A 17,915-nucleotide genomic window follows, 5' to 3' on the forward strand; every position below is an offset into this window, starting at 1 on the left:
ATAGGGACGATTATCGTCCTGTGCTTTTCTTGATGATGTCTTCTGAAATACTTTTCGGTACTTCTTCATAGTGGTCGAAAGTCATTGTATAATTTCCACGACCTTGTGTGTTTGAACGAAGGGATGTCGCATATCCGAACATCTCTGCTAAAGGAACCATCGCTTTAACTGTTTGTGCATTACCGCGAGCTTCCATACCTTCTACACGACCACGACGGGAAGTGATATCACCCATGATGTCTCCCATGTATTCTTCAGGGATAACAACTTCTACTCTCATTAGTGGTTCAAGTAGAGCTGGGTTACATTTAGTTCTAGCCTCTTTAAATGCCATTGATGCAGCTACTTTAAATGCCATCTCATTCGAGTCAACATCATGGTACGAACCATCATATAATCTTGCTTTAACATCAATTACAGGGAAACCTGCGAGTAGACCGTTGTCTAAAGAATCTTTAACCCCGGCGTGAACTGAATTGATATATTCACGTGGTACTACCCCACCTACAACATTATCAATAAATTCGAAACCTGCACCCTCATCATTAGGTGAGAATTCGATCCATACGTGACCGTACTGACCTCGTCCACCAGATTGACGTACAAACTTACCTTCACATTTCGCAGCTTGGCGAATTGTTTCACGATAAGATACTTGAGGAGCACCTACATTAGCTTCTACATTAAACTCACGTTTCATACGATCAACAAGGATATCTAAGTGAAGCTCACCCATACCAGCGATGATAGTTTGACCTGTTTCGTCATCTGTGTGCGTTTTGAAAGTTGGATCCTCTTCTGCGAGTTTAGCAAGTGCCATACCCATCTTATCTTGGTCGGCTTTTGATTTTGGCTCAACAGACAATGAGATAACTGGATCTGGGAACTCCATAGATTCAAGGATAACGTGATTCTTTTCATCACTTAACGTATCCCCTGTTGATGTGTCCTTCAAACCAATCCCTGCAGCAATATCACCGGAATAACAAGTAGGAATTTCCTCACGGTGGTTTGCGTGCATTTGTAAGATTCGTCCCATACGCTCACGCTTCCCTTTGGAAGTATTGCGAACATAGGAACCAGCATCTACTTTACCAGAATAGACTCGGAAGAATGTTAGTTTACCAACAAACGGGTCTGTAGCAACCTTAAATGCTAAAGCAGAAAAAGGTTGGTCATCCCCGGCTTTACGGATAACTTCTTCCTCAGAATCTGGTTTGATACCTCTGATAGCTTCAACATCTGTTGGAGCTGGTAAGTAATCAATAACGCCATCCAACAACAGTTGAACACCTTTATTTTTAAAAGCCGATCCACATAGAACAGGATAGAACTCTACACTAAGTGTAGCAGTACGAATAGCTTGTTTTAACTCAGCTTCCGTAATCTCTTCTCCTTCTAAATACTTCATAGTGAGGTCTTCATCTAATTCAGACACAGCTTCTACAAGTTTGTCACGATACTCTACCGCCTGAGCTTTATACTCTTCTGGAATTTCACGAGCTTCACTACGAGTTCCTAAGTCATCTAAATAGAAGAATGCTTCCATTGTAACGAGATCAATAATTCCTTCAAAATCGTCTTCAGCACCAATTGGTAACTGTATCGCAGCAGCGTTAGCTCCTAAACGATCTTTTAACGTTTTGAGTGAATATACGAAATCTGCACCTAGTTTATCCATCTTATTTACAAAGACGACTCTTGGCACACCATATGTTGTTGCTTGACGCCAAACTGTTTCAGTTTGTGGTTCTACACCGGACTGAGCATCTAATACTGCTACTGCACCATCTAATACTCTTAATGAACGTTCAACTTCGACTGTGAAGTCTACGTGTCCAGGAGTATCGATAATGTTGATCCGATGACCTCTCCACTGTGCTGTTGTGGCAGCAGACGTAATTGTGATCCCACGCTCTTGCTCTTGGTCCATCCAGTCCATTTGAGAACCGCCATCGTGAGTTTCACCAATTTTGTGAATGCGCCCTGTATAGAAAAGAATACGCTCTGTAGCTGTCGTTTTACCGGCATCAATATGAGCCATGATTCCGATATTACGAGTCTTTTCTAAGGAGAATTCTCTTGCCATTAGTCAATTTCTCCTTCCCTTATTATAAAAACGTTTAGTTGTATTGAAGGGGAACCAATTCACAATTGAATTGATTCCTTATCCAAACCTTTAATTCTACCAGCGATAATGAGCAAATGCTTTATTCGCTTCAGCCATACGGTGAGTATCCTCACGCTTTTTAACAGCTGCGCCAGTGTTATTAGCAGCATCCATAATTTCATTTGCAAGACGCTCTTCCATTGTTTTCTCTCCACGAAGACGAGCGTAGCTTACTAACCAACGAAGTCCTAATGTCGTACGACGCTCAGGTTTCACTTCGATAGGTACTTGATACGTTGCTCCACCTACTCGGCGTGCTTTAACCTCAAGTACTGGCATGATATTCTTTAATGCTTGTTCGAAAACTTCCTGTGGATCATTACCTCCACGTTCACGGACAAGATCAAATGCTTTATAAAGTATAGTTTGTGCTTTTCCTCTTTTACCATCAGACATAATACGGTTAATTAAACGCGTAACTAATTTAGATTGATAAATCGGGTCAGCTAGTACGTCTCTACGAGGTACGGGTCCTTTACGAGGCATTGAAGTCCCTCCTTTCACGAATTAATAGTAGTTTTTGTTTCTGAAAATCTTTATTTCTTAGGTCTCTTCGTTCCATACTTAGAACGGCTTTGCATACGGTTCTCAACACCAGCTGTGTCAAGAGCTCCACGTACGATATGATAACGTACCCCCGGTAAGTCTTTCACACGTCCGCCACGGATAAGTACAACACTGTGTTCTTGCAGGTTGTGCCCAATTCCAGGGATGTATGCAGTTACTTCGATTTGGTTCGTCAAACGAACACGGGCATATTTACGAAGTGCCGAGTTCGGCTTCTTCGGTGTCATCGTACCTACACGAGTACAAACTCCACGTTTCTGTGGTGAATCCTCATCTGTTTGAATCTTTTTAAAACTGTTATAACCTTTATTTAAAGCTGGAGAGTCAGACTTTCTAATCTTCGACTGACGTCCCTTACGCACTAATTGGTTAATTGTAGGCATTGGTTTTCCTCCTCTCTTAATTGAAATATGCAAGACCACTGGTCCAGGTGGTCCACAAATGGGTAAAAGGAAAGCTTTCACCAACAGGGGCGAGCCTGTTGGTAAAAACTATTTTACTTTTTAATAGCTACGATTGCTGCATTGACGTCAATACCACAGGCTTTTCCAAGCCTTTTCATAGAATCAACGGAATTAACTTGAACACCTTTGTCATTTGCCAAAGTCATGACCTTGTCTAACACTTGATGATCAGCATCTTCTGCAACAAAGAGCTCTTTTACCAGCTCATTTTCCAGTGCTTTAAGCGTCTGCTTCGTGCCTACGACTTTATTAGCTGCCTGGGCTACTTTTTCATAAGACATCTGTAATCCTCCAAAGCATCAGGTATTTGGCACACTAGGATATAGTACCACCGTCGTATTTCAGTGTCAATACCTATTTCACTTATTCCTTCATTGCTACTTCTTCAACAACTTCATTTTTATCTGTTTTTGATTTATCAGCTGCTGACATTTGGCGGTAACGTTGCATACCTGTACCTGCTGGAACTAATTTACCGATTATAACGTTTTCCTTCAACCCGACTAATTCATCGCGTTTACCTTTAATAGCCGCATCTGTCAAAACACGTGTTGTTTCTTGGAAGGAAGCTGCAGATAAGAAAGAATCCGTCTCAAGTGATGCTTTTGTAATTCCTAGTAGAACCGGACGACCTGACGCAGGGCGGCCATTTCTTAGAAGTATATCACGGTTTGCATCGTTAAATTGATGAATCTCCACGAGTGAGCCTGGTAATACATTTGTATCGCCTGCATCAATAACACGAATTTTACGCATCATTTGACGAACCATAACTTCGACGTGTTTGTCTCCGATTTCAACACCTTGCATACGGTAAACTTTTTGCACTTCTCGTAACAGATACTCCTGTACTCCTTGAACACCTGATACAATCAAGAGTTCTTTGGGATCGATAGAACCTTCTGTTAGTTCTTGGCCAGGCAACACTTTTTCTCCGACTTCCACTTTCATCCTGGAGCCGTAAAGTGTTGGATAGTTCCGTACCTCAATAGCACCTTGTACCACGATTTCTTTCTTATCGTTAACCTCTTTAATTTCGATAACTTCCCCTTCAATCTCGGAAATAATCGCAAGACCTTTAGGATTACGAGCTTCAAAGACTTCCTGAATTCTCGGTAAACCTTGAGTAATGTCATCTCCAGCTACCCCGCCGGTGTGGAAAGTACGCATTGTTAACTGTGTACCTGGCTCACCAATAGATTGCGCTGCGATAATACCTACTGCTTCACCAACTTCTACTTCAGATCCAGTAGCAAGATTTCGACCGTAGCACTTCTTACATACACCATGTTTCGTATCACATGTGAATGCGGAACGAATTAGTACCGTTTCCACTCCAGCATCTTCAATTACTTTGGACATGTCTTCTGTAATATCCTGGTTACGTTCAACGAGGATCTCATTCGTTTCAGGATGGTAAAGTCTTTGGAAAGATACGCGACCAACTAATCGATCGTATAAACTTTCAATTATTTCATTACCTTCTTTTATTGCTTTAACAATTAACCCTCGATCAGTGCCACAATCGTCATCACGAATAATAACATCTTGAGCCACGTCTACTAGGCGCCGAGTGAGATACCCTGAGTCCGCTGTTTTAAGAGCAGTATCTGCAAGACCTTTACGAGCACCGTGAGTGGAGATAAAGTACTCCAGTACTGTTAGACCTTCACGGAAACTGGATTTAATCGGAAGCTCAATAATTCTTCCGGACGGGTTAGCCATCAGACCACGCATACCAGCAAGCTGGGTAAAGTTAGAGGCGTTACCACGCGCTCCAGAATCACTCATCATAAAGATAGGGTTATTAATATCCAATGTGCCCATCAATTTATTTTGAATCACATCTTTTGCTGCACTCCAGATAGCAATTACTTTGTCATATCTCTCTTCTTCCGTGATTAGACCACGACGAAACTGTTTTAAGATCCGCTGTACTTTTTCTTCAGAATCATCAAGGATCGCTTGTTTGTCAGCAAGAACAACAATATCGGAAACCCCAATAGTGATTCCAGCTTTCGTCGAATAAAAGAACCCTAAATCCTTCATCTTATCCAACATCACAGATGTTTCAGAAATCTTAAATTTCTTAAAGACCTCCGCAATGATGTCACCTAGGAAACCTTTCTTAAATGGCAGGACAAGATCACGTTTTTTAAATTCTTCTTTCACATCCGTCCCTCTTGGTACAAAGAACTTCGACGGAGTCTCTAACTCAAGATTCTCAATCGTAGGTTCGTTAATATAAGGGAACGATTCTGGAAGAATTTCATTGAAAATCACTTTACCTACCGATGTTAGAATAAGTTGGTCTTCAAATTCATCTCTAAAGTTTAATTTACTTAATGATGAAACAGGGACAGCGATTCTTGTATGAAGATGTACATATCCATTTGTATATGCGGTCATTACTTCATTAGGATCGTTAAAAATTCTTCCTTCGCCAATTGCACCTTTTCTCTCAATGGTCAAGTAGTAGTTACCTAATACCATATCCTGAGATGGTGTAACAACAGGTTTACCATCCTTCGGGTTTAAAATGTTTTGAGCCGCAAGCATAAGGATACGAGACTCCGCTTGCGCTTCAGCAGATAATGGAACGTGCACTGCCATTTGGTCACCGTCAAAGTCAGCGTTATATGCTGTACAAACGAGTGGATGGAGTTTAATCGCACGACCTTCAACCAACGTTGGTTCGAAAGCTTGAATTCCCAATCTGTGAAGCGTTGGTGCACGGTTTAATAAAACCGGATGTTCTTTAATTACTTCTTCCAAAACATCCCACACTTCAGGGTGGACACGCTCGACTTTTCTTTTCGCACTCTTGATGTTATGAGCAAACCCTTTACTGACGAGCTCTTTCATAACGAAAGGCTTGAATAACTCCAACGCCATTTCTTTTGGAAGCCCGCACTGGAACATCTTTAAATGAGGTCCTACTACGATAACGGAACGACCTGAGTAATCGACACGTTTTCCTAATAAGTTTTGACGAAAGCGTCCTTGTTTACCTTTCAACATATGCGAAAGGGACTTCAATGGACGGTTACCCGGTCCAGTAACTGGACGACCTCTTCGACCGTTATCAATAAGGGCATCTACAGCTTCCTGCAGCATACGCTTCTCATTTTGAACGATAATGTTTGGTGCGCCTAGATCTAACAGACGCTTTAATCGATTGTTACGGTTAATAACACGGCGATAAAGGTCGTTTAAATCAGATGTCGCGAATCTTCCTCCATCAAGTTGAACCATTGGTCGTAACTCTGGTGGTATAACAGGAAGGACATCTAGCACCATCCAAGAAGGATCGTTTCCTGAGTGTCGAAAAGCCTCGATAACTTCCAAACGTTTAATGGCTCTCGTTCTTCGTTGTCCTTGGGCTGTTTCTAACTCTTCTTTTAAACTTACTGCTTCTTTGTCGAGTTCAATATCTTCTAAAAGTTTACGAATCGCTTCTGCACCCATTTGTGCAGAGAATGTACGACCGTATTTCTCTCGGTAAGCCCGGTACTCTTTTTCAGAGAGCAACTGTTTCAACTCTAATGGTGTATCTCCAGTTTCAGTTACAACGTAAGATGCAAAGTAAATTACTTCTTCGAGTGACCGTGGAGACATATCCAAAACAAGACCCATACGACTCGGAATCCCTTTGAAATACCATATGTGAGACACAGGGGCAGCTAATTCAATATGCCCCATGCGCTCTCGACGAACTTTTGATCTAGTAACTTCAACACCGCAGCGATCACAAACGACACCTTTATATCTGACGCGTTTGTATTTTCCACAATGACATTCCCAGTCCTTTGTAGGTCCAAATATCCGTTCACAGAAAAGCCCGTCTTTTTCTGGCTTCAATGTTCTGTAGTTAATCGTTTCCGGCTTCTTGACTTCTCCTCGAGACCAAGAACGAATCTTATCTGAGGATGCAAGACCGATTTTCATATACTCAAAATTATTCACATCTATCAAGGGGTTAACCTCCCTTTCAGCATTCAAGTTCTTACGTTACCCGTTGGATTCTCCACTGGACTCTAGGTTTAAGTTAAGTTTATCATTTGATTGATCATCATCATCATCAAGCTCTAGCATGTCGATTTCCTCGTCATTACTAGATAGCATTTTCACATCCATACCAAGACTTTGAAGTTCTTTAATCAATACTTTGAAAGATTCTGGAACACCTGGTTCTGGAACGTTTTCTCCTTTGACAATTGCCTCGTACGTTTTCACACGGCCGATCGTGTCATCTGATTTAACCGTTAGGATTTCTTGCAGTGTATAGGCGGCACCATATGCCTCTAATGCCCATACCTCCATCTCACCGAAACGTTGACCACCAAATTGTGCTTTACCACCTAAAGGCTGTTGTGTAACGAGAGAGTAAGGACCTGTTGAACGTGCATGTAATTTATCATCAACCATGTGAGCAAGTTTAATCATGTACATAACACCCACAGAAACACGGTTATCAAATGCTTCTCCAGTACGACCGTCATAAAGAACCGTTTTACCATCTCTGGACATTCCAGCCTCTTGGATCGTACTCCATACATCTTCTTCTTCCGCTCCATCAAAAACTGGTGTAGCGATGTGAATTCCTAGTTGTCTAGCAGCCATACCCATATGGAGCTCTAACACTTGCCCGATATTCATACGCGATGGAACCCCTAGTGGGTTAAGCATGATATCAATGGGAGTACCGTCAGGCATATATGGCATATCTTCCTCAGGTAAAATGCGGGAAATAACACCTTTGTTACCATGTCGCCCTGCCATTTTATCTCCCTCGTGAATTTTACGCTTCTGCACGAGATATACACGCACAAGCTGGTTTACACCAGGTGGAAGTTCATCCCCGTCTTCACGGTTAAATACCTTCACGTCAAGAACGATACCGTCCCCACCGTGTGGAGTTCTTAGTGATGTATCACGAACTTCCCTTGCTTTTTCACCGAAAATCGCATGAAGTAATCGCTCTTCTGCAGTTAGTTCCGTTACCCCTTTAGGCGTAACCTTTCCGCATAGGATATCTCCATCTTTCACTTCAGCACCTGTTCGAATAATACCGCGTTCATCCAGGTTACGAAGCGCATCTTCCCCTACGTTCGGGATATCGCGGGTAATCTCCTCTGGTCCGAGCTTTGTATCTCTAGCCTCAGATTCGAATTCTTCAATATGAATAGATGTATATACATCATCTTTTACAAGACGCTCACTAAGGATAATCGCATCCTCATAGTTGTAACCATCCCATGTCATAAATCCGACTAGAACATTCTGACCTAGTGCCATTTCTCCCTTTTCCATAGAAGAACCGTCAGCAAGGATTTCGCCTTTTTCTACAATCATACCTTCACTTACGATTGGGCGCTGATTATAGGAAGTACCTTGGTTTGAACGTTCGAATTTCATTAATTTATATTGTTTTAGATTACCTTCTACTTCTTTGCCATCTACTTCTTCGATTACGCGAATATCAATATATCTAGCTGATACTCGTTCAACTCTACCTTTCGTCGCGGAAACAACAGAAGCACCCGAGTCTTTCGCATTCACATACTCCATACCAGTTCCTACTAATGGAGAATGTGGTTCTAAGAGCGGAACTGCTTGACGCATCATGTTGGCACCCATTAACGCACGGTTAGAGTCATCGTTTTCTAAGAAAGGAATACACGCAGTAGCGGCGGAAACAACCTGTTTTGGTGATACATCCATGTAATCTACTCGATCACGAGGAACAATAATGTTCTCCCCACGGAAACGACAAATAATATCATCGTCCAAGAAAGCACCATTCTCATCTAACTTTGCATTTGCCTGAGCGACTACATAGTTATCCTCTTCGTCTGCAGTTAAGTAGTCTATATGTTTAGATACCAATTCTGCATCATGATCAACCTTACGATATGGCGACTCTATGAAACCAAAAGGGTTGACCTTCGCAAAACTTGATAATGAGTTAATTAAACCGATGTTCGGTCCTTCAGGTGTCTCAATCGGACACATACGTCCATAGTGGGAATAATGAACATCTCGCACTTCAAAGCCAGCACGCTCACGAGTTAAACCACCAGGTCCAAGGGCAGAGAGACGACGCTTATGCGTTAATTCCGCTAATGGGTTTGTCTGGTCCATAAATTGAGATAGCTGAGAGCTACCGAAGAACTCTTTAATAGAAGCAATAACAGGTCGAATATTAATCAACGCTTGTGGCGTAATCATATTTGCATCCTGAATCGACATGCGCTCACGAACTACACGTTCCATTCGAGATAAACCAATTCTAAATTGGTTTTGCAGTAATTCCCCTACAGAACGTAAACGGCGGTTTCCTAGATGATCAATATCATCGGTATTACCAACGCCATGCAACAAGTTAAAGAAGTAACTGACAGACGAGATAATATCCGCCGGTGTAATGTTTTTAATTTTTTCATCAATTTGACCATTAGCTATTACCCGAATTGGTAATTCATCATCTCCAGCTTGCTGTGAATAAATTAAAACAGACTGAAGCTCTACTTCTTCATCGTTAATAACTCCGCCTTGAAGAGTAATGTGTTTGAAACCAACATTGTTATTCAAGTATGGAATAAGTTTATCCAAAAGACGGCGATCAATTAGGGAACCTTCTTCTGCCAGTATTTCACCAGTATCTGGATCAACTAACGTTTCAGCCAATTTTTGGTTAAATAAACGATTTTTAATATGAAGCTTTTTATTCATTTTATAACGACCTACATTTGCTAGATCGTACCTTTTCGGATCAAAAAAGCGGGATTCTAGTAGACTTTTGGCGCTATCTACAGTTGGTGGTTCTCCCGGACGTAAACGCTCATAGATTTCCAACAACGCTTTTTCTGCAGTGTCAGTATTGTCTTTTTCAAGCGTATTACGTAAATACTCATCTTCTCCTAACAAGTCAATGATCTCTTGATCAGAGCCAAACCCAAGCGCACGCAATAAAACTGTTACCGGGATTTTTCGTGTACGGTCAATACGAACATACACAACATCTTTGGCATCAGTTTCTAATTCTAGCCAAGCACCACGATTCGGTATTACCGTTGTAGTGAAGCCGCGCTTCCCATTTTTGTCTATTTTTTGACTAAAATACACACTTGGTGAACGAACAAGCTGTGAAACAATAACTCGCTCTGCACCGTTAATAACGAATGTACCTGTGTCTGTCATGAGAGGGAAATCTCCCATAAATACTTCTTGCTCTTTTACTTCACCGGTTTCCTTATTAATAAGGCGAACCTTTACTCGAAGTGGAGCAGAATACGTGACATCACGTTCTTTCGATTCATCCACAGGATACTTTGGATCTCCTAAGCTATAATCAATAAACTCAAGAACTAAATTTCCTGTAAAATCTTCAATTGGTGAGATGTCTTGAAACATCTCTCGTATACCCTCATCAAGAAACCATTGATAAGAAGCCGTCTGAATTTCTATCAAGTTTGGAAGATCCAAAACTTCATTAATTCTTGCGTAACTTCTCCTCTGGCGGTGGCGTCCATACTGAACTAGTTGACCTGTCAACTTATTCACCCCTCAAACCTAACGTTTTTATCATCAAAAGGAATCCAAAGATACTTGGCTCTTCCTTTGACAGATACGTAATTAATTCTTGCTAACCTTACCGAATAGCTTGCCATACTTCTAAAAAATTTGTCCTGTTAAAAAACTCCGCTGATAAGCAACCAATAATTAACATTCGGACAAATTTTTGCCTAACGCTAATTAGTTACTCTACTTTCACTATCACCATGAATCTTTCACATAACCAAAATAAAAGGTTTTAAGAGAACCTTTGTAGAATATTGATATGTGGTGAGAAAATTAGATCATTAAATAAAGAAAAAAAGGGTTATAAAGTCTCCTATCACTTTCCTGCATAAAAGACGTTCATAGTTTGTCCAAATCACCCTTTTTATATACATCAATATTTATTAAAAACCTCTTTAATTCACCGACAATTCAACGTTTTCTACTTTTAGAGACATTAATAGAGCATAAAAACCCTATTATCGATTTTTATGTTCATACGCATTAAATAACACTATCACAAACAAAATCCATAGTCAACATTTTTTTCCATGGAAAACAAAATAACCTTTTTCTTTCACTTCCGTCGTAACTTCAAAGTTTAACTGTTCGAGTTTTTTCTTGGTAGATGCTGCACCTTGCTTCTTTTGAATAACCACCCAAATTTCACCTTTTTCATGAAGTGCAAGTGCGGTTTGTTCATAAAGTTGAAAAACAACTGCTTTACCGGCTCGAATTGGAGGATTTGTTATCGCAACTGCAAAAGAATCTTCTTTTACGTTCTCTAGTAGATCACTTTGATATATAGAGACATTTTTCGCACCATTTAATTTAGCATTTTCCTCTGATAGTGATACGGATCTCTCATTAATATCTACCATGTGAACTGTTCGATCAGGTATCAGTTTTGCAACAGTAATTCCAATTGGCCCCCATCCACATCCTATATCTAGTATTGGTCCCTTAATATCAGGCTCACGAAAAGCTTCAATTAATAATCTACTTCCAAAATCAAGTCCACCTTTGGAGAATACGCCACTATCCACACTAAACTTAAATGTTTCATCTTTCACATTTACTTGGATATGTTTAATATTGCTTTTAACCGCAGGTTTTTTAGAATAATAATGATCAGACATCCTTCGTTCACGCCCTTTAGAATCTCTATTCATATGGATAAAGAAAGCTCGCTTTGGGATCCAAAGCGAGCTTTCTTTGTTTATCTAAAAACTAAATTACTTAACTTCTACAGAAGCTCCTGCTTCTACTAACTTAGCTTTGATTTCTTCAGCGTCTTCTTTGCTTACGCCTTCTTTAACTGGAGCTGGAGCACCATCAACAAGTCCTTTAGCATCTTTAAGACCAAGACCTGTGATTTCACGAACAACTTTGATTACTCCGATTTTAGCAGATCCAGCTGATTCAAGGATAACATCAAATTCAGTTTGCTCTTCAACTGCTTCAGCAGCGCCACCAGCAGCTGCAACAGGAGCTGCTGCAGAAACACCAAATTCTTCCTCAATAGCTTTTACTAAATCATTTAATTCTAATACTGACATTTCTTTAATCGCGTCAACCATTTCTTGCTTAGTCATAATATTATTCCTCCTATTTTGATAGTTCTGCCGTTAGGCTAATTTTTTTAATATAGTGTTACAAGATTGCTTACGCACCTTGCTCTTCTTCTTTTTGATCTGCAACTGCTTTAGTAGCCACTGCAAATCCGCGGATTGGAGCTTGCATAACGTTGAGTAGCATAGATAGTAAACCTTCGCGTGATGGAAGAGATGCTAATGCTTTGATCTCCTCTAGTGATGCAACACGTCCTTCAATAATACCTGCTTTAAGTTCTAATGCGTTGTGGTCTTTTGCAAAGTTATTAAGAATCTTTGCCGGAGCAATAACATCATCATTACTAAAAGCAATCGCCGTCGGCCCAACTAACTGCTCATCAATTCCTGACAAGTCTGTTGTTTCAGTTGCACGACGTACCATAGAGTTTTTATATACTTTAAAATCAACATTCGCTTCACGTAATTGCTTACGAAGCTCTGTAATTTCAGATACATCTAACCCGCGATAGTCTACTACGATCGTAGCAACACTATCTTTTAATTTACCTGCGATCTCATCTACAACTTGACTCTTCTTTTCGATCACTGTACTCATACTGACACCTCCCAATGACATTTTGTCACACACCGTTTACCGTTTGAAAGCTATAAAAAAGCCCCCATGTATAGACATGGAGGCAAGTATAATCTATTCCCTATTGTATTAATAGGTTTTCGACGCTACAAACCTCGGCAGGAAATTAAGCACTTTGTGCACCTACTGTCTACGGTATGATCGATTAAATTCACAATTACGAGTATAACTCCCTATGACAGGGAAGTCAACTACAGTTTATAATTAGATGCGTTAATTTTTAAGCCAGGTCCCATTGTAGCTGCAATTGCAACATTACGAATGTAAGTCCCTTTTGTTGCTGAAGGCTTAACTTTTAACAACGTATCCATCATCGTTTTGAAGTTTTCAACAAGCTTGTCGTTATCAAAGGAAGCTTTACCAATTGGTACGTGAATATTCCCTGATTTATCAACGCGGTATTCAACTTTACCTGCTTTGATTTCATTAACAGCTTTTTCAACATCAAAAGTTACTGTACCAGTTTTAGGGTTAGGCATTAAACCTTTAGGCCCTAATACTCGTCCTAGTTTACCAACTTGAGCCATCATGTCTGGAGTAGCTACAACCACATCAAAGTCTAACCAACCTTGAGTTACTTTATTGATCATATCTTCTTCCCCAACAAAATCAGCACCTGCTGCTTCAGCTTCTTTTGCTTTGTCTCCTTTAGCGAAAACAAGAACACTTTGTGTCTTACCTGTTCCGTTAGGAAGAACGACTGCTCCACGAATTTGTTGATCCGCTTTTTTAGGATCCACTCCTAAACGAGCTGCTAATTCAACCGTTTCATCAAATTTTGCAGTAGCCGTCTTTTTCACAAGCTCAATTGCTTCTTCTACATCATATAATTTCTCGCGGTCAACTTGTTTGATCGCGTCTTGATATTTTTTACCTTTAGCCATTGTTCTTTCCTCCTCATGTGGTTTTAGCGGTTAGACCTCCCACTATTAAAGGTTGCGAACCTGAAAGTTTCAGGCAGGACCTATGTCCTGTAATCGCAACCTCAATCTTCTAACATCGGTCCATTAGTCTTCAATAACGATTCCCATGCTACGGGCAGTACCTTCAACCATACGCATCGCTGCTTCTACATCAGCTGCGTTTAAATCAGGCATCTTTGTTTCTGCAATTTCTTTTACTTTATCACGCTTTAACGTTGCCACCTTATTGCGATTCGGTTCACCAGAACCTGAATCAATACCAGCTGCCTTCTTTAGAAGAACTGCTGCAGGTGGAGTTTTTGTGATAAAAGAAAATGAACGGTCTTCAAATACCGTAATCTCAACTGGGATAATTAAGCCCGCGTCTTCTTGCGTACGAGCGTTAAACTCCTTACAAAATCCCATAATGTTAACCCCTGCTTGACCTAGAGCCGGCCCAACCGGTGGTGCTGGATTCGCTTTCCCAGCTGGAATTTGCAATTTAACTACTTTAATGACTTTTTTAGCCACGCGACACACCTCCTTAAGTCCGTGATGTGGTAACCGAGCATATAAGTTATTCAGAAGATCTGAGGCAAAGCCTGTCGAAACTCTGATTTCAATTACTGCTCTCCCACTCATAAATCCTGCTTTTTTGCAGGAAAAAACGTGAACAGAATGTCCACGTTGTTTAAACAACATTCAAATTTTATCACTTCAATGACAAGATAGCAAGAAGTTTTCTCTGTAAAGTTAAAGTTTTTCTACTTGAGTGAATTCAAGCTCTACTGGAGTTTCTCTACCAAACATGTTTACATGCACTTTTAGCTTCTGTTTTTCAATAGATATATTTTCGATTGTACCGATAAAGTTAGCAAATGGTCCTTCTTTAACTTTTACCGATTGTTTCAATTCGAAATCTATTTCCGGTTGTGGAGATTCCACGCCCATTTGTCGTAAAATGGCCTCGACTTCTTCAGGAAGTAATGGAGTAGGTTTTGAACCTCCGCCAGAAGAACCGATAAATCCGGTAACACCAGGTGTGTTACGAACAACATACCAAGAATCATCTGTCATGAGCATCTCTACAATAACATAACCGGGAAATATTTTCTTAGTAACTTGCTTTGACTTTCCGTTCTTAATTTCTGTTTCTTCTTCAACCGGAACTAGAACACGGAAAATTTTATCCGTCATCCCCATTGTTTCTACTCTTTTTTCTAAATTTGTTTTCACTTTATTCTCATAACCTGAGTAAGTGTGAACGACATACCAATTCATTTCCATGTGTGTTCAGGACAATAAAGTCCTTCCCTCCTCTAACCAAATCATATTTGATAGTATAGCCAGCGCCCTCTAAAAGGATGATAACCAAATTCATTTCCGAATCATTACTTGATGTTCGTATAAAACTTCTTCTAACATAACTTATTCCGTAATTAATCGAATAAGGGATGAGATCCCATAATCAGCTATTGCAAAGTAAATTGCAATAAAAATTACTGTAAAAACAACGACGATGGTATATCGAGTTAATTCTTTTCGATTCGGCCAAGATACTCGTTTCATTTCAGTTGAAACTTCTTTCAAAAACTTTAATGGCTTTTTCATTGTGTCGGCCACTTATTCCACCTCCAATATATGTAACTACTTCGTCTCCGAATGAGTTGTATGCTTTTCGCAAGTGCTACAATATTTATTTATCTGAAGTCGCTCTGTCCGACCTTGAGTTGTTTTCGTTGTTGAATAGTTCCTTGAATGACAATACTCGCAAGCAAGCGTCACTTTATGTGACATGACCATTCTCCTTTTATTTCACGTTTAATACATACCCATAAAATTTATCACATTGGTTCCTTTGGTGTCAATGCTTGTTCATCATCAGCATAGACGTCTGAGAATTATTTCATAACACGTAATACAAAAAAACAGGGTCGCCCCTGCTTAAGATAATTTCATGTCTTTTATTTCAACAAAGCGTTCGAGTTTTCTTTTTACACGTTGCAGCGCATTATCAATCGATTTCACATGTCTTTTTAGATCGACGGATATTTCCTGATAACTCCTGCCGTCAAGATAAAGCATGAGTACCTTCCGCTCCAAGTCACTAAGAATTTCACTCATTTTAAGCTCGATATGGTCAAATTCCTCTTGATTGATTAGAAGTTCTTCAGGATTGCTCACCTTGGTCCCACAAATAACGTCAAGAAGTGTCCGATCTGACTCTTCATCGTAAATGGGCTTGTCCAATGAGACATAGGAATTTAACGGGATGTGTTTTTGTCTAGTTGCTGTCTTGATGGCGGTTATAATTTGCCTCGTAATACAAAGCTCTGCAAAGGCTTTAAACGAGGAAAGCTTGTCCCCTTGAAAATCACGTATAGCCTTATACAAGCCGATCATGCCCTCTTGCACAATGTCCTCATGATCTGCTCCGATTAAGAAGTAAGATCTCGATTTTGCACGCACAAAATTTTTGTACTTAGTAATTAAATATTCAAGCGCAGCACTGTCGCCTTCACGTACGTATTCTACAAGACTTTCATCGTCTAGATGGCGAAAATTCTCTTGTAGTATTCCCTTCTCGATGAATTTCAAAGCCACCGCAATCCCTCCGACCTATCTTTTTCTGTCATTCGAAAAAGTTAGTCACTCCCATGACTCCACTCATAAGTGTTCAAAGAAAAATTTTTGCGAATATTTTGCGAATTAATTTAATTGTCTAATTATAACAATATTATACATGGGTAAAATCGATAACGTCAAGGTGTTATCAGTTACCTCTGCGCCATTTTTCAAAAATTTCTGCCATTTCATCAGTAATCGGTAATTTTGTTTTAGCTTTTACTTTTTTCGTATTGTTTACTTCTGTTTCAATTCCTTTTTCAATTTGAAGCATTTCTGTCCGTAACTCTCGTGCAGATTTTCTGAAAGCACCGCTGGCAAAGATAACCCGTTGCTCTACGAAATCTGAAGTCGCGACGTAGATTTGCGTGTCTATCCGCTTCCATTCAATGACTAATCGCTCAATCCGTTCGTCCGCTGTTTCCTTTTCTCTTGTATAAATAACATTTAAAGAAAAATTACTATATTTTTTACCAACGCCAGGAACCATATGAGCATCAAAGATAATTGTTACTTCTATTCCAGTGAATGCTTGATATTCCGCCATTTTTTCAATAAGAATGTCCCTCGAACCTTCAAGATCCTTTTTTTGTAATTCTCGAAGTTCTGGCCAGTCTCCAATAATATTGTAGCCATCCACTAGTAATACTTTTCTCATGCTACCTGTTCTCCGCAGTCGGACGCCTTCTTAAAACTTCATACATGAGAAGACTTGCTGCAACGGAGGCGTTCAAGGATGTCACCTTACCCATGAGAGGAATTCTAATAAGAAAATCACACTTCTCTTTCGTGAGACGGCTCATTCCTTTTCCTTCACTCCCAATAACCAGACACAAAGGCATATCTACTTCAACCTTTTTGTAATCATCCTGCCCTTTGGCATCTGTACCGATAAACCACATACCATCTTTTTTAAGCTCGTCCATTGTCCTCGCCAGATTCGTTACCCGGGCAACTGGAACATGTTCAATAGCACCCGCCGAAGCTTTGGCAACCGTCGATGTTAAACCGACTGCCCTTCGCTTTGGGATGATTACACCATGCGCGCCCGCTGCGTCTGCCGTTCTTAAAATTGATCCTAAATTGTGAGGGTCTTCCAGCTCATCTAACATGATCAAGAAGGGGGATTCTCCCCTTTCAGCAGCGCGTTCTAAAAGTACCGATATATCCTGATATTCATAGGCTGCAATTTGCGCGACAACACCTTGATGATTCGAGTCTGGCACCATATGATCTAGTTTTTTTCTAGGAACACTTTGGATTTGTACCTTGTTCGTTTTGCTCGCTTGAATGACATTCGTCATCGAACCTTTTAAGGAACCCTCAGCAATCCAAATCTTGTTGATCGGGTGATTCCCTTTTAAAGCTTCCAATACTGGATTTCTTCCTACTATATAATCTGAGTTCTCTGCCATT

17 protein-coding genes and 1 other annotated feature are annotated in these 17,915 nt (G+C 40.2%); all 17 genes read right to left on the reverse strand.

Features of this window, described 5'->3' with window-relative positions:
- Positions 1–10 precede the first annotated feature (10 nt).
- The 17 genes from fusA to rlmB all read right to left on the reverse strand — a co-directional run bounded on the left by fusA (position 11) and on the right by rlmB (position 17,914).
- Positions 11–2,089: an elongation factor G gene (fusA, locus tag ACHABW_RS16820; protein WP_110937990.1), complete on the reverse strand. Its 2,079-nt coding sequence runs from the start codon at positions 2,087–2,089 to the stop codon at positions 11–13.
- Between the two features lie 96 nt (positions 2,090–2,185).
- Positions 2,186–2,656 carry a 30S ribosomal protein S7 gene (gene rpsG, locus ACHABW_RS16825; RefSeq protein ID WP_110937991.1) on the reverse strand — a complete coding sequence of 157 codons (471 nt, stop codon included), beginning with the start codon at positions 2,654–2,656 and terminating at the stop codon, positions 2,186–2,188.
- Between the two features lie 50 nt (positions 2,657–2,706).
- Positions 2,707–3,120 (reverse strand): 30S ribosomal protein S12, encoded by a 414-nt coding sequence (rpsL, locus tag ACHABW_RS16830; protein WP_110937992.1) that lies wholly within the window; start codon positions 3,118–3,120, stop codon positions 2,707–2,709.
- Positions 3,121–3,233: 113 nt separating this feature from the next.
- Positions 3,234–3,482 (reverse strand): 50S ribosomal protein L7ae-like protein, encoded by a 249-nt coding sequence (locus ACHABW_RS16835; protein WP_110937993.1) that lies wholly within the window; start codon positions 3,480–3,482, stop codon positions 3,234–3,236.
- Between the two features lie 82 nt (positions 3,483–3,564).
- Positions 3,565–7,176 carry a DNA-directed RNA polymerase subunit beta' gene (gene rpoC / locus ACHABW_RS16840; protein WP_110937994.1) on the reverse strand — a complete coding sequence of 1,204 codons (3,612 nt, stop codon included), beginning with the start codon at positions 7,174–7,176 and terminating at the stop codon, positions 3,565–3,567.
- Positions 7,177–7,212: 36 nt separating this feature from the next.
- Positions 7,213–10,758, reverse strand: coding sequence for a DNA-directed RNA polymerase subunit beta (gene rpoB, locus ACHABW_RS16845; protein ID WP_435756879.1), 3,546 nt, complete (start codon positions 10,756–10,758; stop codon positions 7,213–7,215).
- A 542-nt stretch (positions 10,759–11,300) separates the two neighbouring features.
- Positions 11,301–11,903, reverse strand: coding sequence for a class I SAM-dependent methyltransferase (locus tag ACHABW_RS16850; protein WP_110937996.1), 603 nt, complete (start codon positions 11,901–11,903; stop codon positions 11,301–11,303).
- Positions 11,904–11,999: 96 nt separating this feature from the next.
- On the reverse strand, positions 12,000–12,359 hold the full coding sequence (gene rplL, locus ACHABW_RS16855; protein WP_110937997.1) for a 50S ribosomal protein L7/L12: 360 nt from the start codon (positions 12,357–12,359) through the stop codon (positions 12,000–12,002).
- Between the two features lie 70 nt (positions 12,360–12,429).
- Positions 12,430–12,933 (reverse strand): 50S ribosomal protein L10, encoded by a 504-nt coding sequence (gene rplJ, locus ACHABW_RS16860; protein WP_435756881.1) that lies wholly within the window; start codon positions 12,931–12,933, stop codon positions 12,430–12,432.
- A 45-nt stretch (positions 12,934–12,978) separates the two neighbouring features.
- Positions 12,979–13,126: a sequence feature (ribosomal protein L10 leader region), on the reverse strand.
- Positions 13,127–13,163: 37 nt separating this feature from the next.
- Positions 13,164–13,856 carry a 50S ribosomal protein L1 gene (gene rplA, locus ACHABW_RS16865; protein ID WP_110937999.1) on the reverse strand — a complete coding sequence of 231 codons (693 nt, stop codon included), beginning with the start codon at positions 13,854–13,856 and terminating at the stop codon, positions 13,164–13,166.
- Between the two features lie 123 nt (positions 13,857–13,979).
- Positions 13,980–14,405 carry a 50S ribosomal protein L11 gene (rplK, locus tag ACHABW_RS16870; RefSeq protein WP_147422022.1) on the reverse strand — a complete coding sequence of 142 codons (426 nt, stop codon included), beginning with the start codon at positions 14,403–14,405 and terminating at the stop codon, positions 13,980–13,982.
- Between the two features lie 222 nt (positions 14,406–14,627).
- The gene (nusG, locus tag ACHABW_RS16875; RefSeq protein ID WP_110938000.1) at positions 14,628–15,161 is read right to left on the reverse strand and encodes a transcription termination/antitermination protein NusG; all 534 of its coding nucleotides are present in this window, start codon (positions 15,159–15,161) and stop codon (positions 14,628–14,630) included.
- A gap of 141 nt (positions 15,162–15,302) precedes the next feature.
- Complete coding sequence (gene secE, locus ACHABW_RS16880; protein ID WP_110938801.1) at positions 15,303–15,485, reverse strand: preprotein translocase subunit SecE; 183 nt, start codon at positions 15,483–15,485, stop codon at positions 15,303–15,305.
- A 36-nt stretch (positions 15,486–15,521) separates the two neighbouring features.
- Entirely contained in the window at positions 15,522–15,677 is a 156-nt protein-coding gene (gene rpmG, locus ACHABW_RS16885; RefSeq protein WP_407690425.1) for a 50S ribosomal protein L33, read from the reverse strand.
- A gap of 141 nt (positions 15,678–15,818) precedes the next feature.
- On the reverse strand, positions 15,819–16,472 hold the full coding sequence (sigH, locus tag ACHABW_RS16890) for an RNA polymerase sporulation sigma factor SigH (RefSeq protein WP_407690433.1): 654 nt from the start codon (positions 16,470–16,472) through the stop codon (positions 15,819–15,821).
- Between the two features lie 175 nt (positions 16,473–16,647).
- Positions 16,648–17,157: an NYN domain-containing protein gene (locus ACHABW_RS16895; protein WP_110938003.1), complete on the reverse strand. Its 510-nt coding sequence runs from the start codon at positions 17,155–17,157 to the stop codon at positions 16,648–16,650.
- Between the two features lies 1 nt (position 17,158).
- Positions 17,159–17,914 (reverse strand): 23S rRNA (guanosine(2251)-2'-O)-methyltransferase RlmB, encoded by a 756-nt coding sequence (gene rlmB / locus ACHABW_RS16900; RefSeq protein ID WP_110938004.1) that lies wholly within the window; start codon positions 17,912–17,914, stop codon positions 17,159–17,161.
- Position 17,915 lies beyond the last annotated feature (1 nt).

This window comes from Salipaludibacillus sp. CF4.18 (assembly GCF_051262595.1).
GTDB classification, from domain to species: Bacteria; Bacillota; Bacilli; order Bacillales; family Salisediminibacteriaceae; genus Salipaludibacillus; species Salipaludibacillus neizhouensis.

Coding starts and splice junctions, on each gene's coding strand:
- secE (WP_110938801.1), bottom strand. CDS start 15,485: ATGAAAAAGCCATTAAAGTTTTTGAAAGAAGTTTCAACTGAAATGAAA.
- rpmG (WP_407690425.1), bottom strand. CDS start 15,677: ATGGTCATGTCACATAAAGTGACGCTTGCTTGCGAGTATTGTCATTCA.
- nusG (WP_110938000.1), bottom strand. CDS start 15,161: ATGGAAATGAATTGGTATGTCGTTCACACTTACTCAGGTTATGAGAAT.
- rlmB (WP_110938004.1), bottom strand. CDS start 17,914: ATGGCAGAGAACTCAGATTATATAGTAGGAAGAAATCCAGTATTGGAA.
- rplJ (WP_435756881.1), bottom strand. CDS start 12,933: ATGAGTACAGTGATCGAAAAGAAGAGTCAAGTTGTAGATGAGATCGCA.
- rpsL (WP_110937992.1), bottom strand. CDS start 3,120: ATGCCTACAATTAACCAATTAGTGCGTAAGGGACGTCAGTCGAAGATT.
- rplL (WP_110937997.1), bottom strand. CDS start 12,359: ATGACTAAGCAAGAAATGGTTGACGCGATTAAAGAAATGTCAGTATTA.
- ACHABW_RS16850 (WP_110937996.1), bottom strand. CDS start 11,903: ATGTCTGATCATTATTATTCTAAAAAACCTGCGGTTAAAAGCAATATT.
- ACHABW_RS16835 (WP_110937993.1), bottom strand. CDS start 3,482: ATGTCTTATGAAAAAGTAGCCCAGGCAGCTAATAAAGTCGTAGGCACG.
- ACHABW_RS16895 (WP_110938003.1), bottom strand. CDS start 17,157: ATGAGAAAAGTATTACTAGTGGATGGCTACAATATTATTGGAGACTGG.
- rpsG (WP_110937991.1), bottom strand. CDS start 2,656: ATGCCTCGTAAAGGACCCGTACCTCGTAGAGACGTACTAGCTGACCCG.
- rplA (WP_110937999.1), bottom strand. CDS start 13,856: ATGGCTAAAGGTAAAAAATATCAAGACGCGATCAAACAAGTTGACCGC.
- fusA (WP_110937990.1), bottom strand. CDS start 2,089: ATGGCAAGAGAATTCTCCTTAGAAAAGACTCGTAATATCGGAATCATG.